Origin of the sequence: Rufibacter sp. LB8 (assembly GCF_014876185.1) — a bacterium.
GTDB lineage: Bacteria > Bacteroidota > Bacteroidia > Cytophagales > Hymenobacteraceae > Nibribacter.
Genome location: NZ_JADALJ010000001.1, coordinates 2,000,892 through 2,024,306, shown reverse-complemented (window position 1 = coordinate 2,024,306; position 23,415 = coordinate 2,000,892). Strand labels below are relative to the sequence as shown.

25 protein-coding genes are annotated in these 23,415 nt (G+C 48.7%); 20 read left to right on the top strand and 5 right to left on the bottom strand.

Annotation, left to right across the window (positions count from 1 at the left end; translation table 11 throughout):
- Positions 1-33: 33 nt before the first annotated feature.
- The 10 genes from hpt to IMY23_RS08605 all read left to right on the top strand — a co-directional run bounded on the left by hpt (position 34) and on the right by IMY23_RS08605 (position 9,986).
- Positions 34-594: a hypoxanthine phosphoribosyltransferase gene (gene hpt / locus IMY23_RS08650; protein WP_225986460.1), complete on the top strand. Its 561-nt coding sequence runs from the start codon at positions 34-36 to the stop codon at positions 592-594.
- A gap of 177 nt (positions 595-771) precedes the next feature.
- Positions 772-2,019, top strand: coding sequence for an acyltransferase (locus tag IMY23_RS08645; RefSeq protein WP_192821696.1), 1,248 nt, complete (start codon positions 772-774; stop codon positions 2,017-2,019).
- Positions 2,020-2,484: 465 nt separating this feature from the next.
- A complete protein-coding gene (locus IMY23_RS08640; RefSeq protein WP_225986459.1) occupies positions 2,485-2,625 on the top strand; it encodes a hypothetical protein in 141 nt (46 codons plus the stop codon).
- A gap of 141 nt (positions 2,626-2,766) precedes the next feature.
- A complete protein-coding gene (locus IMY23_RS08635) occupies positions 2,767-3,348 on the top strand; it encodes an adenylate kinase (RefSeq protein ID WP_192821695.1) in 582 nt (193 codons plus the stop codon).
- 189 nt (positions 3,349-3,537) lie between these two features.
- Entirely contained in the window at positions 3,538-4,533 is a 996-nt protein-coding gene (obgE, locus tag IMY23_RS08630) for a GTPase ObgE (protein ID WP_192821694.1), read from the top strand.
- 229 nt (positions 4,534-4,762) lie between these two features.
- On the top strand, positions 4,763-5,338 hold the full coding sequence (locus IMY23_RS08625) for a nucleotide exchange factor GrpE (protein ID WP_192821693.1): 576 nt from the start codon (positions 4,763-4,765) through the stop codon (positions 5,336-5,338).
- Between the two features lie 6 nt (positions 5,339-5,344).
- Positions 5,345-6,499 carry a molecular chaperone DnaJ gene (dnaJ, locus tag IMY23_RS08620; RefSeq protein WP_192821692.1) on the top strand — a complete coding sequence of 385 codons (1,155 nt, stop codon included), beginning with the start codon at positions 5,345-5,347 and terminating at the stop codon, positions 6,497-6,499.
- A gap of 585 nt (positions 6,500-7,084) precedes the next feature.
- Positions 7,085-7,999, top strand: coding sequence for an ABC transporter ATP-binding protein (locus IMY23_RS08615; RefSeq protein ID WP_192821691.1), 915 nt, complete (start codon positions 7,085-7,087; stop codon positions 7,997-7,999).
- Entirely contained in the window at positions 7,992-9,302 is a 1,311-nt protein-coding gene (locus tag IMY23_RS08610) for an ABC transporter permease (RefSeq protein ID WP_192821690.1), read from the top strand. Before IMY23_RS08615 ends, IMY23_RS08610 begins: the two co-directional genes overlap by 8 nt.
- Positions 9,303-9,386: 84 nt before the next feature.
- Positions 9,387-9,986, top strand: a complete 600-nt coding sequence (locus tag IMY23_RS08605; RefSeq protein WP_192821689.1) for a hypothetical protein — start codon at positions 9,387-9,389, stop codon at positions 9,984-9,986.
- Positions 9,987-10,074: 88 nt separating this feature from the next.
- On the opposite strand, the gene IMY23_RS08600 is transcribed toward IMY23_RS08605, so the two are convergent.
- Positions 10,075-10,425 carry an iron-sulfur cluster assembly accessory protein gene (locus tag IMY23_RS08600; RefSeq protein ID WP_192821688.1) on the bottom strand — a complete coding sequence of 117 codons (351 nt, stop codon included), beginning with the start codon at positions 10,423-10,425 and terminating at the stop codon, positions 10,075-10,077.
- A 175-nt stretch (positions 10,426-10,600) separates the two neighbouring features.
- Here IMY23_RS08600 and IMY23_RS08595 point away from each other — a divergent pair, with 175 nt between their 5' ends.
- A complete protein-coding gene (locus IMY23_RS08595; RefSeq protein WP_192821687.1) occupies positions 10,601-11,137 on the top strand; it encodes a hypothetical protein in 537 nt (178 codons plus the stop codon).
- 233 nt (positions 11,138-11,370) lie between these two features.
- Here IMY23_RS08595 and dinB read toward each other — a convergent pair whose 3' ends face one another.
- Positions 11,371-12,432, bottom strand: a complete 1,062-nt coding sequence (gene dinB, locus IMY23_RS08590) for a DNA polymerase IV (RefSeq protein WP_370589839.1) — start codon at positions 12,430-12,432, stop codon at positions 11,371-11,373.
- A 235-nt stretch (positions 12,433-12,667) separates the two neighbouring features.
- Here dinB and IMY23_RS08585 point away from each other — a divergent pair, with 235 nt between their 5' ends.
- A complete protein-coding gene (locus tag IMY23_RS08585; protein WP_192821686.1) occupies positions 12,668-13,267 on the top strand; it encodes a hypothetical protein in 600 nt (199 codons plus the stop codon).
- Positions 13,268-13,374: 107 nt separating this feature from the next.
- On the opposite strand, the gene IMY23_RS08580 is transcribed toward IMY23_RS08585, so the two are convergent.
- Together IMY23_RS08580 and IMY23_RS08575 are read right to left on the bottom strand one after the other, a co-directional pair.
- Positions 13,375-13,560: a hypothetical protein gene (locus tag IMY23_RS08580; protein ID WP_192821685.1), complete on the bottom strand. Its 186-nt coding sequence runs from the start codon at positions 13,558-13,560 to the stop codon at positions 13,375-13,377.
- A gap of 37 nt (positions 13,561-13,597) precedes the next feature.
- On the bottom strand, positions 13,598-13,975 hold the full coding sequence (locus IMY23_RS08575; RefSeq protein ID WP_192821684.1) for a hypothetical protein: 378 nt from the start codon (positions 13,973-13,975) through the stop codon (positions 13,598-13,600).
- A gap of 243 nt (positions 13,976-14,218) precedes the next feature.
- Here IMY23_RS08575 and IMY23_RS08570 point away from each other — a divergent pair, with 243 nt between their 5' ends.
- A complete protein-coding gene (locus IMY23_RS08570) occupies positions 14,219-16,498 on the top strand; it encodes a Tex family protein (protein WP_192821683.1) in 2,280 nt (759 codons plus the stop codon).
- 291 nt (positions 16,499-16,789) lie between these two features.
- On the top strand, positions 16,790-18,349 hold the full coding sequence (locus IMY23_RS08565) for a hypothetical protein (protein ID WP_192821682.1): 1,560 nt from the start codon (positions 16,790-16,792) through the stop codon (positions 18,347-18,349).
- A gap of 128 nt (positions 18,350-18,477) precedes the next feature.
- Here the strand turns inward: IMY23_RS08565 and IMY23_RS08560 are convergent, their stop codons facing one another.
- Positions 18,478-19,368, bottom strand: coding sequence for a DUF3667 domain-containing protein (locus IMY23_RS08560; RefSeq protein WP_192821681.1), 891 nt, complete (start codon positions 19,366-19,368; stop codon positions 18,478-18,480).
- 296 nt (positions 19,369-19,664) lie between these two features.
- On the opposite strand from IMY23_RS08560, the gene IMY23_RS08555 reads away from it, so the two are divergent.
- The 6 genes from IMY23_RS08555 (at position 19,665) to IMY23_RS08530 (ending at position 23,310) form a co-directional block, all read left to right on the top strand.
- On the top strand, positions 19,665-20,096 hold the full coding sequence (locus IMY23_RS08555) for an STAS/SEC14 domain-containing protein (protein ID WP_192821680.1): 432 nt from the start codon (positions 19,665-19,667) through the stop codon (positions 20,094-20,096).
- 20 nt (positions 20,097-20,116) lie between these two features.
- Complete coding sequence (locus IMY23_RS08550) at positions 20,117-20,308, top strand: hypothetical protein (RefSeq protein ID WP_192821679.1); 192 nt, start codon at positions 20,117-20,119, stop codon at positions 20,306-20,308.
- A 2-nt stretch (positions 20,309-20,310) separates the two neighbouring features.
- Positions 20,311-20,571 carry a hypothetical protein gene (locus IMY23_RS08545; protein WP_192821678.1) on the top strand — a complete coding sequence of 87 codons (261 nt, stop codon included), beginning with the start codon at positions 20,311-20,313 and terminating at the stop codon, positions 20,569-20,571.
- Positions 20,572-20,680: 109 nt separating this feature from the next.
- Complete coding sequence (locus IMY23_RS08540) at positions 20,681-21,358, top strand: response regulator transcription factor (protein ID WP_192821677.1); 678 nt, start codon at positions 20,681-20,683, stop codon at positions 21,356-21,358.
- Positions 21,355-22,620, top strand: coding sequence for a HAMP domain-containing sensor histidine kinase (locus tag IMY23_RS08535; RefSeq protein WP_192821676.1), 1,266 nt, complete (start codon positions 21,355-21,357; stop codon positions 22,618-22,620). The genes IMY23_RS08540 and IMY23_RS08535 overlap by 4 nt, the downstream gene beginning before the upstream one ends.
- A gap of 255 nt (positions 22,621-22,875) precedes the next feature.
- Entirely contained in the window at positions 22,876-23,310 is a 435-nt protein-coding gene (locus tag IMY23_RS08530) for a hypothetical protein (protein WP_192821675.1), read from the top strand.
- The last annotated feature ends 105 nt before the right edge of the window (positions 23,311-23,415 follow it).

Sequence of the window (23,415 nt, the reverse complement as noted above, 5' to 3'; positions counted from 1 at the left end):
CTTTTTTAATTCCACGAGTTTTCCCCAATTTTGATGCACCCAACCCCTAGCCAGATGCATCATCCACCGGTTACCATTCATGACAAACAGTTCAGTATTTATTTGCCGGAGCGCAAGATTCTTCACAACGTGGAGATTGTGGCGGCGCGCCTGAGCCATGACTACCGGGGCAAGAAACCCATTTTTCTGGCGGTGCTGAACGGGTCGTTTATGTTTGCGGCTGACCTCATGAAGGAGATGAGCACGCCCTGCGAGATTTCGTTTATCCGCCTGAAATCTTACACAGACATGCAGAGCACCGGGCAGGTGAAAGAAATCATGGGCCTCAGTGAGGACATCAAAGACCGCCACGTGGTCATTCTGGAAGATATTGTGGACACCGGCCATACCATGGCAGGCCTGTTGCCGCAGCTTAAAAAAGAGTCCCCGGCCTCGGTAGAAATTGCCACGCTGTTGATCAAGCCCGAATGCCTGCAACACAACCTGGCGGTGAAATACCCGGCCATGTCCATTGGCAATGACTTTGTGGTAGGCTACGGCCTGGACTACAACGGCCTGGGCCGTAACCTTAGAGACATCTATAAAGTAATGTAGCTTTTAGTTTAGAAACTTGAATTATAATAGTTAGAGTGTATTAGTGAAGTGGATCAGTTTAATGAATCAGAATAATGATAGTTGGAATAACTCCATAATTCGTAAACCGGTAGATTTAACATTAAAAAATACATACACTGATTGTTCTATTCATTTCCCCTAACTTTCTGAGTATAGATGCAAAAAACAAAATGGTTTGATTATAATATAGAAGCTTTAAGAGGATTTGCTGCACTTCTAGTTGTTTTGGGCCATGTTATTAACACTGGTAAATTTCTAGATCCAAATTATTCTCCCTCCTTTCACTTTAGATATGCAGCACCTGCACATACAAGTGTATTGATTTTTTTTGTCTTGTCAGGCTATGTCATCGGACTGACCAATAAATCCAAAATGGATAAAAGGGATATATATCCATATATGAAAAAGAGGCTGATTAGGCTTTTCCCAATTTACGCCATTGTAATATTAGGAGTAGCAGTAGTAATGCCAATAAATTATAAAGCATCAACTGTACTCTTTAATCTTATGTTTTTGCAAGTTGCTGTCTCCCCCATTATGGAAGGCCTTGACCCTATTTGGTCCCTTCATTATGAGATAGTGTTTTACCTCTTGTTTATTCCTGTTTCTTATTTTAATATAAATCCAGTAAAGGTGGCAATAGTTTCATTTGTCTTAGGGTTTAGTAATTATTTGCTTTTTCCTTCCAGCTCAGCCTTATTTACATCTATTATGTATGGATTTAGTTTTTGGACAGTAGGATTATCAATAGCAAAGCATTTTCAAGATTCTATTGGTAAAACTAAAATGAATTATAGCCTAATGTTAAGTAGTTTGTTTCTCTTGCTTTCATTAGAGAGTTTGAACTTTATTCATTCAATTTTTAGAAGGTCAATTCTCTTTCTTTTTGAACGTGAATTTGTCTTTGATACTGCCTTCCCATGGGCAGAAAGAGCAATTAAGTTTAATGATTTTTCTTACCTTCCGTATTGCGTGTTTTTTGTGATGGTATTCTCTGGTAAGCAGTTTAAATATAGAAATTACTTTTATTCTGTTTTGTTGTTTCTCCCAATGCTAAAATTGATTTTAGCTTATTTTATTTTTGATGCCATTTTTTTAGAAAAATTCTTTGTGTTCACGGGTTTTTATGCTGTGAGTATAATTCTGTTTTTTATAAAAAATGGTTTTATAGCGACTTTCTCTAAATATATGATAAAGAAGAGTGTATGGCTTGGTTCTGTTTCTTATGGAGTTTATATTATCCACTACCCAATTTTGGCTTTTATGAATAAAATTGATTTTTTTTCGGGGTCGTATTTTACTTATTATATTCGATTTGTTGTCTTATTATTTTTAACATTTTTAACTGCATATATATTAGAGAAAAAATTATATCCTGCTGTAAAGATGTATTTTAGCTCTTGATTAAGTTATATAAGTATTAAGAGTCTTCTTGGCTTAGTGGTGATAGTTATTTGAGTTCTTAAAACCAATCAATTCCTTTATATAAAATAAATATAGCTTGATCAATCTATATTTACTTTATATAAAGGAATTGATTGGTTTGTAATTATATATTCAAAAACAAGTCACTTGCATTATTTTATATGCCTAAAGAAATGGTTTGTATAAGTCTACTGTTGCTATTATTCAAAAAAGAGTGTGTCTGGTTTTTGAGTTAGGTTCAACAAGAGCGTGGCTGTGTTAGGTGATTAAAATCAAAAGTTTATCCGACCTTAAAACAGGGATTCACTGACTTGTAATGAGGGGTGAAGGCTTTAATTCCTTCCATTGATAGGGGGAACCAACACCGCCTCAAGGTAATTATGGATACTGCGGATGGGTGGCCTGTCTACTGTAAGTTCGGCCTCAATTGAAATCGCTACGCTGTTGATTAAGCCTGAATGCCTGCAGCACAACCTGGCGGTGAAATACGCTGCCATGTCCATTGGCAATGACTTTGTGGTGGGCTACGGCCTTGACTACAACGGCCTGGGCCGTAACCTTAGAGACATCTATAAAGTAATGTAGCTTTTCTGTTGGTTCTGTTTTGGGGCTCATTTCCGGAAACGGAGCCAAAAACGGGACTTGCAAAACCGCCGGTTGCTGGCGCAACCCCTGTCATTTTCAAGAAATTATTAGTACTTTTGTCTTCTCACAATTTCAATATTCATGCTGAACATCGTACTCTTCGGCCCTCCCGGGGCTGGTAAAGGCACGCAGAGCCAGAAACTCATTGAAAAATACGGACTGATTCACCTGTCTACCGGAGACCTGCTGCGCTCTGAAATCACCCAGGGCACAGAACTGGGCCTCAAAGCCAAGAAGCTCATGGATGAAGGCCTGTTGGTGCCAGACGAAGTGGTGATTGGCATGATTGAAACCAAGATTGCGGACAACCGCAGCGCCGCCGGGTTTATTTTTGACGGTTTCCCGCGCACCGTGCCGCAGGCTGAGGCCTTGGACCAACTCCTTCAGAAATATGACCAGGGCATTAGTTGCATGATTGCCTTGCAGGTGCCCGAAGAGGAACTGGTGAAACGTCTTTTGCTGCGCGGTCAGACCTCCGGGCGCCCAGATGACGCCAATGAGGTGCTGATTCAGAAGCGGGTGCAGGAATACAACACCAAGACTGCCGCCGTAGCCGACTACTACGCCAAACAAAGTAAATTCTACGCCGTGGACGGCATTGGCGAAATTGAAGATATCTTCGCTAAAAACTGCGAAATCATTGGCGCTTGCCAGCTGGCCTAGCCCAAACCATACAGTACTTCCTGAAAACCATCTGATAAGATTCTTGTCAGATGGTTTTTACATTATATAACCAGTTAGGATGATGGTTGCGCTTGATTGCCTCTAAAGCAATTTTTAACCGGAAAAGCACTTTTAAAGCTTTTTTCCCAGCGGAAATTCCTAACTCCTACTTCCTAATTCCCAATTAAAATGTCAGGTTCAAACTTCATAGATTACGTTAAGATTTGCTGTCGCTCAGGGCACGGCGGGGCCGGTTCCAGCCACTTGCACCGCGACAAGAAAACCGCGCACGGCGGGCCAGACGGTGGTGACGGCGGCCGCGGCGGGCACATCATCCTGAAAGGCAACTCCCAACTCTGGACCTTGCTGCACTTGCAGTACCAAAAGCACGTAATTGCTGAAAACGGCGGAAATGGCGGCCCCAGCCACTCCAGCGGTCCCTATGGCAAAGACATCATCCTGGAAGTCCCCATTGGCACCGTGGCTCGTGACGTAGAGACCGGTGAAATTAAAGCTGAAATCACGGAGCACGGCCAAACGGCCATCATCACGCCCGGCGGAAGGGGCGGTTTAGGCAACGCTCACTTTAAATCGCCTACCAACCAAACGCCGCAGTACGCCCAACCCGGGGAAGAAGGCCGCGAGGAATGGACCATTCTGGAACTGAAACTGCTCGCCGATGTGGGCTTGGTTGGATTCCCAAATGCCGGTAAATCCACGCTGCTGTCGGTAGTGTCGGCGGCTACGCCGAAGATTGCCAATTACGCGTTCACCACCTTGGTGCCTAATCTAGGAGTAGTAGCCTACCGCGATTACAAATCCTTCGTGATGGCCGATATTCCGGGAATCATTGAAGGTGCCTCTGAAGGAAAAGGCCTGGGGATCAGGTTCTTGAAGCACATTGAGCGAAATTCTATCCTGCTGTTCATGATTTCGGTGGAGAGCCCAGACATAGCCGCCGAATACGAGATTCTGGTGAATGAGTTGAGAACTTACAACCCAGAGCTGCTCCACAAAGAACGTCTGCTGGCCATCACCAAGACAGATTTGATTGACGATGAACTGGAAGCCGAGATGCGCGAAACCTTACCCAAAGACCTACCCACCATTTTCATCTCCAGCATGATCAACAAGAACATCATGCAACTCAAAGACATGATCTGGAAAGCGTTGAACCAAGCGTAAAATAATTTCCGTTTTCGGGCTCATTTCTGGAAACGAGCCCGAAAACGGCTTTTTTGAATTTTGAGATTAGGCCATTAACTGGCGCAGGACTGTCAGTTTTAACTCCATCCTTTTATCGGCTTTTAAGGTAAAAATGCCAGAATGACATAAATACGCCTTTGGCAGAATTGTTGCCGTTAGCCTGCCACCTAACCTTTGAGTAGATTCATCTGAAAAGATACAACCCTATATGAGTACAAGAGCTGAACAAAATCCGGAGGAAGAACTAAACAATACCCAATCAGAAACCAACCAGGCCACTGAGCCAACGGCTTCTGAGGAACAAACCGAGCAGCAGAACCCAGAATCTGAGGAAACTTCCCCAGAAGGCGGTACCGCTGAGGCCGACGAGCTGCGCGATAAATACCTAAGACTGCACGCCGAGTTTGACAATTTCAGACGCCGCACGTCAAAAGAGCGCCTGGAGCTGTTTAAAACCGCCAACCAAGAATTGATGGTGGCCTTGATTCCGGTATTGGATGATCTGGAGCGCGCCCAAGCCGCCATGAAAGATGCGCAAGATGTGAACGCCGTGCGCGAAGGAGTGGAGCTGATTTTCAATAAATTCCAGAGCCTGTTGCAGCAGAAAGGTTTGAAAGCCATGGACGCCGTGGGCCAGCCGTTTGATGCTGATGTGCATGAGGCCATCACGCAGATTCCGGCGCCAAATGAAGAGATGAAAGGCAAAGTGATTGACCAAGTAGAGAAAGGATATTACCTCAATGACAAAGTGGTTCGCTTTGCCAAAGTGGTGATTGGAGCATAAGAAGCCATGGCAACCAAGAGAGATTATTATGAAGTGCTGGGCGTGGCCAAAGGGGCACAACCGGATGAAATCAAGAAGGCGTACCGCAAAATCGCCATCAAGTTTCACCCAGATAAAAACCCCGATGACCCTACTGCTGAGGACAAGTTCAAGGAAGCCGCAGAGGCTTATGAAGTTCTTAGCGACGAGCAGAAACGTCAGCGCTATGACCAGTTTGGGCACCAGGGCGTGAACGGCGGCGGCGGCTTCGGCGGTGGTGGCATGAACATGGAAGACATTTTCTCCCAGTTCGGCGACATCTTCGGCGGTGGCGGCGGAGGCGGCTTTGAGAGCTTCTTTGGGGGCGGTCAGCGTGGCGGCAAACGCATGCGGAAAGGCAGCAACCTACGCATCAAACTCAAACTCAACCTGGAGGAAGTAGCCAAAGGCGTTGAGAAAAAGATAAAAGTAAAGCGCTATGAATCTTGCCAGGTCTGCGACGGAAACGGTTCTAAAAACGGTTCTGCGTTGCAAACCTGCGGCACCTGCCAGGGCCAGGGCCAGGTAAAACGCGTGGTGAATACCATGCTGGGCCAAATGGTTTCCAGCAGCACTTGCCCTACCTGCCACGGCGAAGGCAAAATGGTGACCCAGAAATGTGACGCCTGCCACGGTGAAGGTCGTCAGTTGCGCGAGGAAGTTATTTCCATTAATGTACCTGCGGGTGTGGCCGATGGCATGCAGCTTTCCATGAGCGGCAAAGGCAACGTGCCCGAGCGCGGCGGCATACCGGGTGATTTATTGATTCAGATTGAGGAAGAGCACCACGCAACCTTGCGGCGCGACGGCAACAACATCATGTTTGAGCAGTACGTGAGCTTTGTAGATGCTACTTTAGGCGCCAGTGTGGAAGTACCTACCATTGAAGGCAAAGTGAAAATCAAAGTAGACCCCGGTACACAATCTGGCAAAATTCTTCGCTTGCGCGGAAAAGGAATTCCAGACATCAACGGTTATGGCCGCGGCGACCAACTGATCCACATCAACGTCTGGACGCCTAAGGCCGTGAATTCTGAGGAACGCCAAATCCTGGAAAAACTCAGAGACAGCCAGAACTTCACCCCAAACCCCGGCAAAAATGAAAAAGGCTTCTTCGAGAAAATGAAGGAGTACTTTCAATAGGTGAGTTCTGAGCCTTGAGTTCAGAGTCCTGAGTCAGAATTATTTTAGTAGCGCCCGTTTTCTTCTAGAAGACGGGCGTTTCTGTTTTAGGCCTCATTTCCAGAAATGAAGCCGAAAACAGGGTTTAGTCTTCAGAATTCTTGATGCATATTTTCTTCTATGGCGCGGAAGTTACTTCCGTGACTAATTATTATGGGAATACCTGCACATTTCGTCCCCCTTTGAAGGGGGTAGGGGGATGATGACTTTTGCTGAAGGTCTAACCTTTCTAAGTAGTTAGTCTGCCGCAAGTTTAGCGCAGCGTAACTTGTAGCTGTACACGTTGTGAGTTTATCAACTCACGTCAGTTTGTAAACTGACCAAGTTTTTCACCACAAGTTACGCTGCGCTAAACTTGCGGCAGAGTTGCCTTTATCATTTCTTACTCCTCCAAAGAAAGATGATTCATGCTACAACTAATGAAGTACTGTAATTCCGTTTTCGGCTTCATTTCCAAAAATAAGCCCCAAAACGGAAATCTGTATTGAGTTGCATAGCCTGTGACTTTGGCGTAGCTTTAACTGTTTCAAACCAAGCCAGAATCTCTTGCAACCCATTCTACAAATACAAGGCGTGAGCAAACGCTATGAGGCGCACCAGGCGTTGAACCAGGTTTCCTTTGATGTGCCGCAGGGCAGCATCTTCGGGTTGCTGGGGCCCAACGGCGCAGGAAAGACCTCGCTTATCAGAATTATCGCCCAGATTACCGGTCCAGATGAAGGCCAGGTGTTGTTTGAGGGCCAACCTCTGCAGCCGCACCACATTCAGCAGATTGGGTATTTGCCCGAGGAGCGCGGACTCTACAAGAAAATGAAAGTGGGCGAGCAATTGGTGTATTTGGCGCGTTTGCGCGGCCTTACTAAGCCAGACGCCATCCAGAAAATAAAGGCCTGGGCCGAACGCTTGGACCTCACCACCTGGCTCACCAAAAACGTGGAAGACCTGTCAAAAGGCATGCAGCAGAAGGTGCAGTTTATTGCCAGCGTGTTGCATGAACCCAAGTTGCTGATTCTGGACGAACCTTTCTCGGGGTTTGACCCCGTGAACGCCAACATCATCAAAGACGAAATCCTGAAACTGCGCGAGCAGGGCTGCACCATCATTTTCTCTACGCACCGCATGGAGTCTGTGGAACAGCTCTGCGATGACATTGTGCTCATCAACCGAAGCCAGAAAGTACTGGAAGGAAGCGTGCGCGACGTGCAGAACAGGTTCAGGACCAAAACGTTTCACGTGGCGGGTACGGGGCAACTTCTCATAACTTCGCCTGATTTCAAGGTGCTGGAACAACACCAGAATGGGCCCGAATTTACGGCCGAAGTGCAGTTAGAGAACAACGCCGGCCCAAATGACTTGCTTCGGTACCTGATTGAGCGGGTAGAGGTGCAGTTGTTGCAGGAGAAAGTGCCCAGCATTCATGATATTTTTGTAAAGACCGTAACCCAGCCCACCAATGGATAAGATTTGGTTAGTGTTTCAGCGCGAATACCTGGTGCGCGTTCGCAAGAAAAGTTTTATTGTCATGACCATTCTGGGGCCGCTGCTCATGGCCATGATCATGATTTTGCCGGCTGCCCTGTTCATGATGTCTGATGACGCCAAGGTGATTCAGGTACTGGATGAAAGCACTTTGTTCGGCGACAAGCTGGTGTCTAATGCTGACTTCAAGTTTGTGCCCGTGAAAGGACCGCTGGAAGCCGCCAAGGAAAAATACCTGGCCTCAGAAGACGCCGCCTTGCTCTACATTCCGCAGATTGACTTAAACCAGCCCAAAGGCATACAGCTGTACTCACAGAAAAGCGTGAGCATGACCTTGATTTCCTCTTTGCAGAAGCATGTGAAGCAGGAAGTAGAGGCCATTAAATTCGCGAAATCTGGCATTGACCAGGCCGTGTTAGATAAAATAAAGGTGAAGGTGGCCATTGACACCGTGAACCTGAGTGCCGAAGGTGAGAAAAGCAGCAACGTGGGCGTGACTTCCATTGCCGGTTTTCTGGGCGCGTTCATGATTTACCTGTTCATCTTCATCTACGGGGCCCAGATCATGCGTGGCGTGATAGAAGAAAAGACCAGCCGAATTCTGGAAATCATGGTCTCCTCGGTGAAGCCATTCCAGCTCATGGCGGGCAAAATCATGGGCATTGCGGCGGTGGGACTCACGCAGTTTTTGCTCTGGATTGTGCTGTCATCGGCTATTTACGCGGGTGTTTCCTCCACGTTTGAGCTGGACCGATTCTCTGGCGCGCAGATTGGCCAAACCGTGGAACAGATGGACAACGAGCGCGACATCAGCCAGGCCCAACAGATCAACCAGGTCATGAATGGCCTGGACAACCTGAACGTGCCGCTGCTCGTGGGCGGTTTCCTGTTTTATTTCCTGGGGGGCTATCTGCTGTACGGTGCTATGTTCGGGGCCGTGGGCGCCGCCGTTGACAGTGAAACCGATAGCCAGCAGTTCATGATGCCTATCACCATTCCGCTTATTCTTTCCTTTATTGTGGCGCAGACTATTATCATGAAAGACCCCAACGGCACCGTGGCCTTCTGGATGTCCATGATTCCGTTGACGTCTCCCATTGTCATGATGCTGCGCCTGCCGTTTGGCGTGCCCGACTGGGAACTGGCCCTTTCTATGTTCCTGTTAATCCTCGGGTTTGTGGGCACTATCTGGGTGGCAGCGCGCATTTACCGCGTGGGCATTCTCATGTACGGCAAGAAAATCACTTACCGCGAACTGTCTAAATGGCTGTTCTATAAAGGCTGATGAAATTGTTGATTGGTAATTGCTGATTGTCTGAGAATTTTCGTTTTCGGGCTTGTTTTTGGAAAGGAAGTCAAAAGTGTAAGGATGACAGAAAAAAAGAAGGATAAAATACTTACTATTATAGTATGCAGTCTTTGGACTATTTATGTTCCATTTTCATACTATTACACATATGGTTTTGTAACATTCTTCATTTTTTTCTTCTTCCTAATTATAGCATTGCCTTTAACAGTTAAGTTATTAATTGGGCTTATTAAAAGGGCTAAAGCAAAAAAAAGTTACTCTTTTTACCTGCTCACTATTTCACTTCTGGTTCTTTTGTTCAATACATTTTACTCTGTAGGTATATTAGAAAAATTAGACTGGAAGTATAGATATCATGAACGATTATCAATAATTGAGAAATTTAAAGTAGGAGAACTTAAGGCAACTGATGGTAGAATCAAGTATAATTCATTACCACCAATTTCAAACGGAGGTAATGAAGTCTTTATATCTAAGACGCCTTCAGGGAAAGTTGAAGCTAAATTTTATATCGATAGAGGTTTCTTAGACCATTACTCTGCTTACATTTATACAGAGAGAGAGGCAGATATTGAAGCTTATGAAAGAGATATGAAAGATGAAGGTATCTCAAAAAAAGTTGAGAAGATGGCTCAAAATTGGTATAAAGTACGGGATTAATAGAAATAGTATTTAATACAAACAGAAATCTTCCTTAACAAAAAAGGCCTGCAGAGATGCAGGCCTTTTCTTTTAAAAATGTAGTTGGTTACGCGGAGAACGAGGTTCCGCAGCCGCAGGTGCTTTTGGCGGTGGGGTTGTTGAACACAAAGCCGCGGGCGTTCAGGCCATCCTGGAAGTCCACTTCCATGCCCATCACGTACATGCCGTGTTTTTTGTCCATAATCAACTGCACGCCGTCCAGTTCATAGATTTCATCGGCGTCCTTGGCCTTGTCAAAGCCCAGCAGGTAAGACATGCCGGAGCAACCGCCGCCTTGCACGCCAATGCGTAAGCCGTACTCAGTGGGTACGCTTTTATCTTGCATAATCACTTTCACTTCGTGCAGGGCACGCTCAGTGAGGGTAATAGGAGCTATTTTTATTTTTGTGCTTTCCATAGTACGTTTGGTTTGCGCTGCAATTTACTAAAAATTAGACCGTTTCTACGCTGCCGCGCTATACTATTAGAAACCAGAAACGGACCTAAATGATTCAGCGGCGAGCACATCAATTTTTTTACGGATATTTACGGAGGCAATGGGCCGCCGTTTGCCCGCTTCAATCAAAAATCACATGACCACTGACACCTCGTCCATCATTTTATTAGTGTTGCTCAGCGCCGTGCCTGCCCTGTTAGTGGCTGGCGGCATGTACCTGCTGGTGCAAAAATACCTGGACCGCGACTACCGCAAACGCCTGCTGGACATACGGTTAAAAAACAGCGAAATCATTCTGCCCATCAGGTTGCAGGCCTATGAACGCATCATTCTGTTTCTGGAGCGTATTACCCCCAGCAATTTGATGATCAGGGTGAGCCCCAGCGGCGTGACAGCCCTGGAGTTTCAGGCGCAATTGTTACAAGAGATTCGGGCGGAATACACGCATAATCTATCGCAGCAGCTGTACATGAGCGAGGTGGCCTGGCAGCAGGTGAAAAAAGCCAAGGAAGAAGTGGTCACGCTCATCAACCAAAGCTACCAGGCCCTGGAAGACAAAACCAAAGGCACCGAGCTGGCCAAACGCGTGCTGGAACACGTCATGCACCAGCAGGTAGACCCAACAGCCCCCGCCCTGCAATTTTTAAAACGCGAACTTCACGAGATTTTCTAATCGATTTTCAGCTTGTTTAAACATCCTGTTTTGGGGCTCATTTTCAGAAATGAGCCCCAAAACAGGATGTTTTTTCTTCCAACCTTCTCTTCTGCCATCTTGGAAAAATCTCGGGTGCGAACTAGAAAAGCAAAAAAAGCCTGCCATTGCCGCTTGCCAACGAAATCCTTTCAGGATGACAGAAGGTGGGTGTCGAATTTCTGACAACTCTTTAACTCTCTGCTAACGCTTTATTAAAACGGAAAAGACAACTGCCCGCTTTGGTGGTTGCCGTAGGTTAAGGTAGACACCGTGATGCCCAGGAGCCGGATGGGTTTGGCCGGGAAGTGGGGTGTGTGCAGCAGTTCGGCGGCAATCTCCAGGAGCATGTCTTCTTCCCGAATGGTAGAGAAAAATGTCTTGCTGCGCGTATTCAAGGTGAAATCATGGTATTTGAGCTTGAGCGTGACGGTTTTGCCGGCGGCTTCCAGGCGGTGCAAGTCATAGGCCACTTCGCCCGCCAGTTTGCAAAGCTCCGGCAGCATTTCCTCTTCGGTTTCCAGGTCGTTTTGGAAGGTACGCTCTGATCCAATGCTTTTTCTAATGCGGTTGGGCTCCACGGGCCTCTCATCCTGGGCGCGGGCAATCTGGAAAAAGTAAGAACCGCTCTTCCCAAAATGGCGACGCAAATCCACTTCGGTTCTTTCTTTTAAATCGGCCCCGAAATGGATGCCCAGTTGTTTCATCTTGGCGGCAGTCACGTCGCCAATGCCGTAGAATTTCTCAATGGGCAGGGCTTCTACAAAGGCTTCGGCGTCTTGCGGCAAGACCACCGTGAGGCCGTCGGGCTTGTTCTGGCCCGAGGCTACCTTTGCCAAAAACTTGTTGAACGACACGCCCGCCGAAGCCGTCAACCTGGTTTCCTGGTAAATTTCGTGCTTAATGCGCTGCGCTATGAACATGGCAGATTTCAGGTTCTGCTTGTTCTCCGTCACGTCCAGGTAGGCTTCATCCAGAGATAGCGGCTCCACCAAGTCTGTGTACCGAAGGAAAATCTCACGAATCTGCCGAGACACCTGCTGGTATACCTCAAACCGCGTAGGCACCATGATCAGAGTAGGGCATTTGCGCAACGCCGTGGAGCTGGGCATGGCCGAATACACTCCAAATTGCCGTGCTTCATAACTGGCCGCCGCCACCACGCCCCGGGCCTTGGTGCCGCCCACGGCCACCGGTTTTCCGCGCAGCGCCGGGTTGTCCCGCTGCTCCACTGACGCATAAAAAGCGTCCATGTCTATGTGGATGATTTTGCGCACGTTAGCTGACTGAATCCTGAGTTTTGGGGAAGGAACACGCTTCCTGTGAATAAAAAATATATACTTTTTTCTATCTATTGCGTTCAAGGACTGGCTATGGCAAGTTAGGCAGGTTATCTGGAACCTGCCAGAAATTGCTGCGTAACCTGAACGGCGCACCGGCAGGCGGCCAGGCCAAGCTTACCTTTAATCCGAATTCAATTTACCTAATACCCATTTTACAAAACCCAAAATTATGAAAATCAAATCTTTACTCTCGTTGGTAGTTTGTGGTGTGGCCAGTCAGTTAATGATAGGCTGTAGCTCTTCAAACCAGTACTTTGACTTTAGCGCGCCCACGGCTACCTACCAGAAAAAAGCCCCCAAAACGCAGGTAACGCCCGCCGCAGAAGCTGAAAGCCCCGCGGTAACCGTAGCGGAGCCAGCCATTGAAGCAACTGCACAGATACTCACTGCAACTCCGGCCGTGGCTACCGCCCCCGTGAAACCAGCGCAAGAGATGCAGGCTTCTACCAAAAGAGCTGTTGCTTCTGCCAGCGTGGCCCGCACCGCGCCGTTGACCACTGCTGCCGTGGCCGAGGCCATTGCCGCCAACCCAAAGGAGGCCGCTGAAATGGCCAGCGTGAAAAGCAAAAAAGAAATGAAGGCCGAAGTGAAAAAGATGAAGCGCGAAGCCAAAGCCGCCAAGGCCCTCAACTACTACATTAAAGTGGGTATTGTCTTGATTTTGGCAGGCGTGTTGTTAGGCATTATCCCTGGTTTGGGCGCAGTAGGCAGCATTGTAGCCGTAATTGGGGTTGTCTTTATTGTACTGGGCCTGCTAGACATCTTGTAGAGATAGCCACCATATACTTTTAAACAGAAAAGCACCGCCCCAAAAGGCGGTGCTTTTCTGTTTTCGGGCTCATTTTCAGAAATGAAGCCGAAAACGCAAGTGAGAACTTAATCATCGTTTCTCCTGAAATAGTACAGCGCATACCCGAAGGCGGTGATCAATGCTCTAATCACCCAGCCAATGGGTTTTCCCCAGTCATCTACCCAGAGCAGTAGAAAGTGGTGTGCCCCAAAACTGGCCGCCAGCATGGAGACCAACCCTACCAGAAAAATAAACAGACCTAAAAACTTCATGCTACTTACAAACAGTTCTTGCCTGTGAAGCTAGCAATTAGTTGTTGTATTCCTGCGCCATGCCCTGGCCATTTTGCTGCGGAATGCCCATTTTTTTCTCGCGGTGCTGCTGGTACTGCTGGAACTGGGTCACCGACAACACGCCACGCAAAGACTCCAGGCGCGTGGCGCTGATCAGATCCATGGTGGCTTTGAGTTGGCGCGGGTCGTTTTTATGCTCTTTTCTGGCTTGCTCCAGTTGCTGTATGCTGGTGAGGTTAATGGTGGTCACCTTGGCGGCTTGCGCGGGGTTAAGGCGTAAATGCTGGGTCATGGTGGTGGTCATGGCTTTGGCGCGCGCCTCGGGCGTCACCGTCTGCGCCTGGCTCGTGAATGACAGTAAACCAAAGGCCAGCAATAGAAGGAATTTGTTCATATAGGTGTTTGCGTTAATTCGATTTTAAACCAAGGGTATGGCCTGATAAATGCCCCCGGCAAGCGAATGGTTCCGGGTTCAGAAAGTAAAGATACAAAAACCAGGCCAGTCCAGAACCCTACTTAAAAGCTGCCGGAAAGCACATTAGGGGTGCGGGGTTTCCGGCAAAATACCTGTATCTTTGAAGACTGAAAACTGCCGTGACAACGCAGAATGCAGGTTCTTAGTCTTTTCCATATTACCATGTCAGACATACATTTCAAGAAAATTGCCGCGGAACTCCAGGTTAACCAGAAGCAGGTAGAGGCCACCGTGGCCTTGCTAGATGAGGGAGCCACCGTGCCGTTTATCGCCCGTTACCGCAAAGAAGTCACCGGAACTCTGGACGAAGTGGCCATCGCCGCCATCCGGGACCGAATAGAACAGCTCAGGGACTTGGACAAGCGCCGCGAAAGCATTTTAAAATCGCTGAAAGACCAGGAAAAACTCACGCCAGAGTTGGAGGCCCAGGTTTTGGCTGCTGAGACCATGGCCGTGCTGGAAGATATTTACCTGCCCTACAAACCCAAACGCCGCACCCGCGCCACCATCGCCCGCGAAAAAGGACTGGAGCCGCTGGCGCAGCGCTTGTTTGAACAGGCCAACTTTGATATTCAGTCAGAAGCCGCCACGTTCATCAGTGAGGAGAAGGAAGTGAAAGATTCTGAGGAAGCCTTGGCCGGTGCCCGTGACATCATAGCCGAATGGGTGAACGAAAACCCCGAGGCCCGCGCCAGCATCCGGAATCTGTTTGAGCGGAAAGGTGTGTTCAAAGCGCGCGTGATTCCGGGCAAAGAAGAGGAGGGCCAGAAATACAAAGACTATTTTGAGTGGGACGAACCCATTGAGAAAGCACCTTCTCACCGCATTTTGGCCATGCGCCGCGGCGAAAAAGAATACGTCTTGATGCTGGACGCCCAACCCGAGGAAGAAGCCGCCATTGCCGTGTTGGAGCGCCAGTTTGTGACCGGCCACAACGCCGCCTCCGAGCAGGTGAAACTGGCCATTAAAGAAAGTTACAAGCGAATGCTGCGCCTCAACATGGAAACCGAGGTTCGCTTATCTTCCAAGAAACGCGCCGATGAAGAAGCAATACGGGTTTTCGCTGATAACTTAAGACCTATGTTGCTGGCGGCTCCGCTGGGGCAGAAGCGCGTCTTAGCCGTTGACCCGGGCTTTAGAACCGGCTGTAAAGTAGTGGCGCTGGATGAACAAGGCAAATTGCTGCACTACGAAGCTATTTTCCCGCATAACGGCGCCGGTCAGGCCAAAACCGCCGAGCAGCAGGTGATGGTCATGTGCCACAAATACCAGATTGAAGCCATCGCCATTGGGAACGGGACCGCCAGCCGTGAGACCGAAACGTTTGTGCGGAATATCGGCTTGCCGAAAGAAATTGCCGTGGTGATGGTGAACGAAAGCGGTGCGTCTATTTATTCAGCCTCAGACGTGGCCCGCGAGGAATTCCCAGACCAGGATATTACCGTGCGTGGCGCCGTTTCCATTGGTAGAAGATTAATGGACCCTTTGGCGGAATTGGTGAAACTGGACCCGAAATCAATAGGGGTAGGTCAGTACCAGCATGACGTGGACCAAAACGCCTTGAAACACAGCCTGGATGATGTGGTGATGAGCTGCGTGAATGCCGTTGGCGTGGAAGTAAATACTGCCAGCAAGCAACTCTTGACCTACGTTTCCGGCCTTGGTCCGCAACTGGCGCAGAACATTGTGGACTACCGCAACCAGAACGGCCCGTTCAAAACCAGAAATGAACTCCGCAAAGTAGCCCGCCTGGGCGACAAAGCCTTTGAACAAGCCGCCGGTTTCCTGCGCATACATGGCGGAAAGCACCCATTAGATGGCAGCGCGGTGCACCCGGAGCGTTATGCGTTGGTAGAGCAAATGGCGAAAGACGTGAACGCCACCGTAGAGGAACTGATTAAAAACGCAGAACTCCGCAAGCAGATTGACCTCAAGAAGTACGTGTCTGAGACCGTTGGTTTGCCCACGCTGCAAGACATTCTAAGCGAGTTGGCCAAACCCGGCCGTGACCCGCGCGAAAGCTACGAGGCCTTCAGCTTCACCGAGGGTGTGAACGAAATCAAAGACCTGCGCCAGGGCATGAAACTACCGGGCATCATCACCAACATCACGGCCTTCGGGGCGTTTGTGGACGTTGGGGTACACCAGGATGGATTGGTACACGTGAGTCACTTGTCAGACCGCTTTGTGAGTAATCCGCATGAAGTAGTGAAAGTGGGGCAGAAGGTAGAGGTGACCGTGCTGGAAGTAGAGGAAAGTCGCAAGCGCATTGCCTTGTCCATGAAGTCAGACCCGCAGGCCTCCACGCCGCGCGCTAGCCGTGGAACCAATGACCGCAACCGTCCCGTCAACGCCAGCAGCAACAGTAGCAAACGCGAAGCACCCGTGGAAGAGGAAGACATGGCCACCAAGCTGAACAAGCTGAAAAACATGTTTCGGTAAACGCCATCCATAGAAAAACAACAAAGCCCACGATGTTCGTGGGCTTTGTTGTTTTATACCTTCGTTAGTAAGGGCTTTCGCCAGAAAAAAAAGAATTCTCGTTTTCGGCTCCATTTCTGAAAATGAGCCCGAAAACAGAAATTTCAAGCAGTGCAAAACTAGTTAAGCAACGCTCTCCCAAACTTAAATTCAGGACCTTGCCGCCGGTGGCTGCACCTTTGGTTTGCTGCTTCCAAAGGTTCCTGTTATCTTTATATATACAACTTATACAATTACTTTATTCTTTAACGCATGCAGAAATGTCTACTTTTCTTGCTGGTGATTTTTGCCTTCTCTGCGCAGGCTCAAAAAGATACCCTTCGCATTAAAAATATTGCCTATTCCTCTCCATTTGAAGAAACCCACCTCAAGGCCTGGCAGACGGGCAACCAAAACAAGCTGGCGCTGCTGCTAGCGGTGAATGGCTCCGCCACAGAGGCGGAACTGGAACGCGCCCAAGGGTCTTTGCTGGAATTGTTCACAATTTTGGAGGTAAGCAAGATCAAGGAAAAGCCCTTGGCCAAACAGGTGAAACTTATTTTTGATACCACCCACAAGCGGTTCCTGAAAAAGTATGAGGAGATTGCCTCTTTTGACCAGATCCTGAAGACCGGCACCTACAACTGCGTGAGCGCTACGGCACTTTACGCGCTGGTGCTGGAGCGCTACAACATTGCCTATGAAATAAAACAGCTTCCCACGCACGTCTATTTAGTGGCAGACCCCGCGGGCGCCAACATCATGATGGAGTCTACCAACCCATCTGGGGGATATTTTGCGCCAGATGCCCGGTTCAAGAAAAGTTACGTGGAGTACCTGCAGAAAGGGAAACTGGTCAGTGACGAGGAAGTGAAAACCAAAGGCGTGGAAGGGGTTTTCAAAGAGCAGTTCAAGGCAGACAAAGCCATTTCTTTCCAACAGTTGGCCGCGTTGCAGTATTACAATGAAGGCGTGAAGCAGTATGAAGACCAAAGTTATGAGAAGGCGGGCAAAGCCTTCCAGAAAGCCTATTTGCTGTACCCAACCAATGAAACCCGTTATTTGCTCACCTCGGCGCTGGGCCAGCAGATGGACGGCATCAACTATGACAAGCTGGAACAGGTGGAGTTGCTGACCAGCTACTACGCCATGCAACCCGGCGACGCCTACCGTGACGAGTTCACCAATGATTTCAAGATCATGACTCAGAAACACCTGCTAGACAAACCAGACACCGCTTTCTACAACAAGATTTACGCCTCTTTTTTAAGCACGGCCCGTGACAGTGTGTCGTACAAAGACATTGCGTATGTGTACCATTTCCACAATGGCCGGGTGCAGGCCCTAAACAACCAGTATGTCGCCTCCCTGGCTTACCTGACCAAAGCCTACGCCTATAACCCAGCCAGTACAGAACTCACGGGTCTCATAAAATCGGTGGTGTATGAAGGGCTGGGCCGAGGGCGTTTCAAGGGAGATTTGGTGAAATCTGTGGAGGACTACAAGCAGCGTTTCAGTTTCTTCAATACTGACCCAACCTTCCATAATGCCTGTCTGATGGCTTTCGCCAGGGCCACCCACAATGCGTTTGAAGCCGACAATAGGGCCGAGGGCAAGAAGATGCTGGCCTCTGTTGAGAATCTGTACAAGGTAGACAAAGGCGATTTAACGGCCAGAATGATGGGAGATTTGCACGTGATGGCCTGCCAGTCTTACTTCAGGGCGAAAAGCGCAGCCAGCATAAAAGAATTTGCCAAGAAGGGATTGGTCTATGACCCCAACAATGAGCACCTCAAGACCTTGGCCACCATGCCTGCCAACGTCAGGTTTTAAGTCGACTAAAAGAAAAGGGCTGCCCACCAGGCAACCCTTTTCTTTTGATTAGGCAATACGTATTGACTTCCGTTTTGGGGCTCATTTCTGGAAATGAGCCCCAAAACGGAAGTGCATCATACAGCTTTTTATTTAGCGGAAGCAATAGCAAAAACCATAGCCACCAGGTACACCAAGGAACTGGTGGTGTAATAACCAAGTAGGAGCAGAAATACTTTGGCCCCAGTGCGTTTCCAGGATTGCCCGTACATACGCTTCAGGGCAAAGACCAGATATCCGCCCGCAATCACCACGTTGACCAGGGACAGCAAGGAGTTGGCGGTGCTGGCGCCAATGCCCACTAAATAATAAGCCGGCCAAAGCAATACGGCAAACAGCAAGGAGAAAGAAATGAAGTGGAAGGAGAAAATGACGTGCTCCACAAAATATCGCTTCTGGTACACCAACTTAAGCATCAAGCCCATAACCAACACGTAACTAAACTGACTCCAGGACACATACCGCTGCCAGGTTTGGTTCATCTGCTGGACCAGAACGGGTCTTTCCACTTTATGGTCAGCGGCTAAACGGTCCAGCTGCGCATTGAACGCGCCGGTGGTATCCATTTTGTTGATGAGTTCCACGTCATAGAGCCGGTTAGTTTCTGAGAATGAATACGCAAACACACTCAGGGCAAAAATCAACAGGAAAATGCGCAGAGGGCTTAGGTAACGTATCTTCTTTCCGGCAAAATAATCAAGCGTCAACTGGCCGGGTTTGAACAGCAGCGCCCACAGGGTTTTGCCAACCTTGGAGTTCTCAATGTGCGTGACTTCATGCAAAGAATGACCCAGGAAATGCTTGAAAGAAAGTTCATGGTGCGGGTTCACGGTTTCGGCCCCGCAGCTAGAACAGAAATGCCCGTGCTTCATCTCCTGGCAATTGGCGCAATGTTCCGGGTGGGCTGCCGGGGTGTCGGCTTTTTTCGGCAATGCCACATCCTGCAGCAGCGTGTCTTGTAAAATTGTTTCTTGCACCATATACCCTTCTAATAGAACCTGTTACAATCTAAATCATTTCCGGTGAAATCTCAATGGGCTGCGCTCTTTTATTTTAATGCCAAACGGTAGTATTTTCCAGCATTTGGCTGTATCATGCATAGAAATAAAGCGGGCAGAAAGTGAAACAATGGGTATTATCCTATACAGTTGTTGCTTTCCTCCAAAACCTGGGTAGTTAATAATGAGTTTATACCATGATGGTTTCCGTTAAGCCTATCTTTAAGAACGCATACACCATTTAAGGACAACACCGAAGCAAAAACGCCCTACGGCACATGGAAGACGCAGCCCAATACCTACAGCTGGAAACAGACTGGCGCCACCTTTTATTGGTGATGCACTGGCAGGGCTTTGTCCCCAGTGAGGCGTACCGCGCCGGTATGCTGGAGGCAATTCAGGTAGCCGACCAAGAGCACCTCAACACCTGGGTCATGGACATGAAAGGCATGAAAGTGATCCGGCAGGCCGACCAGGACTGGACTCTCACCAGTTGGTTTGCGCAGTTCCAGTTAGTTCGGGTAAAGCGGTTGGCTTTTGTGGTCTCTGATGATATCTTCAACCAGATGGCCGTGAGCAGCATGGTGGCCACCATGCGCCCCAAAATGCAGGCCGAGGTGGAATATTTCCAGAGCCTGGAGTCTGCGCTCCGGTGGGCGAAAGAAAGTGCCTCCGGTTCCGGCAATTCTGGCCTTTTTTCCGTAGAATAGGCCAAAAATCAAATTAGTGCATGAACATCCGTAAGAGAGTGAAGGCCATTCTGCCGTTAGAAGGCGGAAGATTTGTGGCCCTGGGCGTATTTGTGAAAGCCGCCGAGGCCGACCGCTGGTCAGATGCTGAAATCCAGACTGTGATAGATGAAGTGGTAGAGGCCGATGAAACTGAGGCCCTGGCCATTCTGCAATCTTACACCGCGCAGTAGCCATGCCACTCAACCCCAAACTCATCGCCAAACTCAGCAAACCACTGGCCCCAGACAGCCGGCTGGAAGATACGTTTTCGGGCAAAGACCTCACCATCATCACAGACGGGCAGGGCCGGGCCATCACCTTGTTTTTAGGCAAACGTACCCCAGACGGCAGCATCAATGGCGAGCGCTTCGTGCGGCGGTTCAAACTGGAAGCCGATGGCGTGACCGTGAAAAGCAGCCATTGGGAAGCCAAAGGAAAAGTGACCCGTTCCTGATTTCGGGCTCATTTCTGGAAATGAGCCCGAAAACGGAAAATCTGGTGCTAGGCCGCCATTCCCAACTCATTCCAGAATTGCCGCTTACCTTGCCAAAAACGCTTTAGCTATGAAAATTCTGGTCATTGAAGATGAGGCCCACATGCGTGATTCCATGGTGCAGTCCCTTAAGCAGGAACAGTACGTGGTAGAAACCGCCGTGGACTTTGACAGCGCCCTGGAAAAACTGGGCGTCTATGACTATGACTGCATTCTGCTGGACATCAACCTACCCGGCGGCAGCGGCCTGCAACTGCTGGAAGAACTCAAAAAGCTCCAGAAAACCGAAGGTGTGATCATTGTCTCGGCCAGAGATTCTGTGGATGACCGTATTCAGGGCTTGGAGTTGGGCGCCGATGATTATCTGCCCAAGCCGTTCCACATGGCTGAGTTGCACGCCCGCGTGAAATCTATTTTGCGCCGCCGAAAGTTTGAGGGCCACAACGTGCAAACCCTCCAGAACCTGCAAATTGACCTGGACAGCCACACCGCCACCGTGGCCGGACAAGACCTGGCGCTCAATCGCAAGGAGTTTGATGTGCTGCTTTACCTGGTGGCCAACAAAGACCGGCTGGTGAGCAAAACCGCGCTGGCCGAGCACGTCTGGGGCGACTACATTGACCAAGCCGACAACTACGAGTTCATCTATTCCCAGATCAAGAACCTCAGAAAGAAACTCAAAGACCACGCCGCCGAAGTGGAGGTGCAGGCCGTCTATGGCATTGGCTACAAACTGGTCACGGTATGAAACTGCTCAACCACGCCACCTCTTATTTCGCAGGGCTGCTTTTTGTGGTCATCACCATTTGGGCGGCGCTTTTCTACTTCAACATGCTAGAGGAAATCTATGACAGCATGGATGACGGCCTGGAAAACCAGAAATTGCTGGTCATGCAACAGGCCGGCAAAGACAGCACGGTGCTGCAGCAAGATTCGTTTGAGGCCGGGTATTACAAAGTAAAAGAAATACCGTTTACCCAAGCCAAACATCGCAAAGACCAGTACCAGGACACGCTCATGTACATGCTCAACGAAGAGGATTTTGAGCCCGTGCGCATGTTAACTTCCGTGTTCAGGCACCAGGAAAAGTATTATGAAGTGCGCCTCATTACGTCTATGGTAGAGGAAGACGACCTCATCTCAGATTTACTGTATTCTTTGTTGTGGCTCTATGCGGGCCTCATTGCCAGTATTTTGGTAGTCAATAACCTGCTCCTGAAACGCATCTGGAAGCCGTTTTACCATATTTTGCAACGTTTGCAGCGGTTTAAGCTGGAAGACGCCCAGCCAGTGCCCGTGCAGAAAACCAGCGTTGACGAATTCCGGCTCCTGAATGAAACCGTGGAGAACTTGCTGCAGCAAAACGTGACAACCTTCCAGAACCAGAAAGCCTTCATTGAAAACGCTTCGCACGAGTTGCAGACGCCGCTGGCCATTAGTCTGAACAAGCTGGAACTTCTGGCTGAAACCCAGCCGCTGCAGGAAGAACAGCTACTACAGATTGGCGCCATCATGGAAAACCTGGAGCGCCTCACCCGTCTGAACAAAAGCTTGCTGCTACTTTCCAAGATTGAAAACCGGCAATTCGGTCAGGAAGTGGAAGTGACTATAGCTGATGTACTACGGCAAACGTTGGCAGATTTAGAGGACCAGATTTCGTTTAATGAGGTAGCGGTGCAGGTAGACACCCAGGCAGCCAGTTCTGTGCGCATGAACCCAGATTTGGCCAGCATGTTGGTCCTCAACCTGCTTAAAAACGCGGTGGTGCATACGGCCAGGTCAGGGGAAATCAAAATCATTTTAACTTCGGCATTTTTGCAAATCAGCAATTCGGCCATCAACCAGCAGCCGCTAGACGCAAGCAAAGTGTTTGAGCGGTTCTTTAAAGATGACGCCGCCACTGCCTCTACCGGGTTGGGGCTTGCCATTGTCAAAGCCATCTGTGACCGGTACGGGTTCAAGGTTTCGTACGCCTTTGAAAACGGCCACACCTTTACGGTGAGTTTCTGAGTTTCCTGCAGTTTATAAAAGCCGATTTTATTGTTGTCCTGAGATTGATTCTGCTGGGCCTTGCAGGGCGTTTGAGGCAGTAAATGTTAGTTTGTAAGCAGTAGAGCAGATTTTAGTTGCTACCCACTCCGTTTTCCTCCCAGAGAAAAAAATCGAAATTTTTTTATTTCACGCCGCAGATTCCCAATTCTTTCCTGATTTGGGCCAGACCTTTGGGCTATATAAACTGATCACCTAATCTATACCGTTATGAAAATGACCTTGAGTGCTCTAGTAATCGCCGCCACCAGTTTCTTTAGCTGTACCCGTGACCTGGCCCCCACAGACGTGCCTTCGTTGGCCTTGAATTCTGTGAAAGCCAAGTTCCCCCAAGCCCTGACCATTGACTGGGAAAAAGCCGGCGATTTGTTTGAGGCCGAGTTTGAGGTAAATGGCCTGGACCAAACCATTTTGGTAGACGCCAACGGCACCATCTCCAAAGTAAAGCAAGACCTGTTGGTGACAGATTTGCCTGCCGCCGTAGATGCTGCTATTAAACGTGATTTTGCCGGCTACGTAGTAGATGACCTGGAAAAAGTGGAGATCAACGGCCAGGTGTATTACCAGGTAGAATTGGAGAACAAGTTGAAAACAGTAGAAAAAGTATTTGCCGCAGACGGTACAGTAGCCACCGTGGCCTACTGGGACTAAGGAATTTCCGTTTTCGGGCTCATTTTCATAAATGAGCCCGAAAACAGAATAACTTTCTGATATAGAAAAATAGCGCATGCTCACTTGCGTTCCCCTACCCTAAAC

What these genes read in the sequence shown, in the direction of transcription:
- hpt (WP_225986460.1), top strand. Translation starts at nt 34, where the DNA reads ATGCACCCAACCCCTAGCCAGATGCATCATCCACCGGTTACCATTCAT.
- IMY23_RS08645 (WP_192821696.1), top strand. Translation starts at nt 772, where the DNA reads ATGCAAAAAACAAAATGGTTTGATTATAATATAGAAGCTTTAAGAGGA.
- IMY23_RS08635 (WP_192821695.1), top strand. Translation starts at nt 2,767, where the DNA reads ATGCTGAACATCGTACTCTTCGGCCCTCCCGGGGCTGGTAAAGGCACG.
- obgE (WP_192821694.1), top strand. Translation starts at nt 3,538, where the DNA reads ATGTCAGGTTCAAACTTCATAGATTACGTTAAGATTTGCTGTCGCTCA.
- IMY23_RS08625 (WP_192821693.1), top strand. Translation starts at nt 4,763, where the DNA reads ATGAGTACAAGAGCTGAACAAAATCCGGAGGAAGAACTAAACAATACC.
- dnaJ (WP_192821692.1), top strand. Translation starts at nt 5,345, where the DNA reads ATGGCAACCAAGAGAGATTATTATGAAGTGCTGGGCGTGGCCAAAGGG.
- IMY23_RS08610 (WP_192821690.1), top strand. Translation starts at nt 7,992, where the DNA reads ATGGATAAGATTTGGTTAGTGTTTCAGCGCGAATACCTGGTGCGCGTT.
- IMY23_RS08605 (WP_192821689.1), top strand. Translation starts at nt 9,387, where the DNA reads ATGACAGAAAAAAAGAAGGATAAAATACTTACTATTATAGTATGCAGT.
- IMY23_RS08600 (WP_192821688.1), bottom strand. Translation starts at nt 10,425, where the DNA reads ATGGAAAGCACAAAAATAAAAATAGCTCCTATTACCCTCACTGAGCGT.
- IMY23_RS08595 (WP_192821687.1), top strand. Translation starts at nt 10,601, where the DNA reads ATGACCACTGACACCTCGTCCATCATTTTATTAGTGTTGCTCAGCGCC.
- IMY23_RS08585 (WP_192821686.1), top strand. Translation starts at nt 12,668, where the DNA reads ATGAAAATCAAATCTTTACTCTCGTTGGTAGTTTGTGGTGTGGCCAGT.
- IMY23_RS08580 (WP_192821685.1), bottom strand. Translation starts at nt 13,560, where the DNA reads ATGAAGTTTTTAGGTCTGTTTATTTTTCTGGTAGGGTTGGTCTCCATG.
- IMY23_RS08575 (WP_192821684.1), bottom strand. Translation starts at nt 13,975, where the DNA reads ATGAACAAATTCCTTCTATTGCTGGCCTTTGGTTTACTGTCATTCACG.
- IMY23_RS08570 (WP_192821683.1), top strand. Translation starts at nt 14,219, where the DNA reads ATGTCAGACATACATTTCAAGAAAATTGCCGCGGAACTCCAGGTTAAC.
- IMY23_RS08565 (WP_192821682.1), top strand. Translation starts at nt 16,790, where the DNA reads ATGCAGAAATGTCTACTTTTCTTGCTGGTGATTTTTGCCTTCTCTGCG.
- IMY23_RS08560 (WP_192821681.1), bottom strand. Translation starts at nt 19,368, where the DNA reads ATGGTGCAAGAAACAATTTTACAAGACACGCTGCTGCAGGATGTGGCA.
- IMY23_RS08555 (WP_192821680.1), top strand. Translation starts at nt 19,665, where the DNA reads ATGGAAGACGCAGCCCAATACCTACAGCTGGAAACAGACTGGCGCCAC.
- IMY23_RS08550 (WP_192821679.1), top strand. Translation starts at nt 20,117, where the DNA reads ATGAACATCCGTAAGAGAGTGAAGGCCATTCTGCCGTTAGAAGGCGGA.
- IMY23_RS08545 (WP_192821678.1), top strand. Translation starts at nt 20,311, where the DNA reads ATGCCACTCAACCCCAAACTCATCGCCAAACTCAGCAAACCACTGGCC.
- IMY23_RS08540 (WP_192821677.1), top strand. Translation starts at nt 20,681, where the DNA reads ATGAAAATTCTGGTCATTGAAGATGAGGCCCACATGCGTGATTCCATG.
- IMY23_RS08535 (WP_192821676.1), top strand. Translation starts at nt 21,355, where the DNA reads ATGAAACTGCTCAACCACGCCACCTCTTATTTCGCAGGGCTGCTTTTT.
- IMY23_RS08530 (WP_192821675.1), top strand. Translation starts at nt 22,876, where the DNA reads ATGACCTTGAGTGCTCTAGTAATCGCCGCCACCAGTTTCTTTAGCTGT.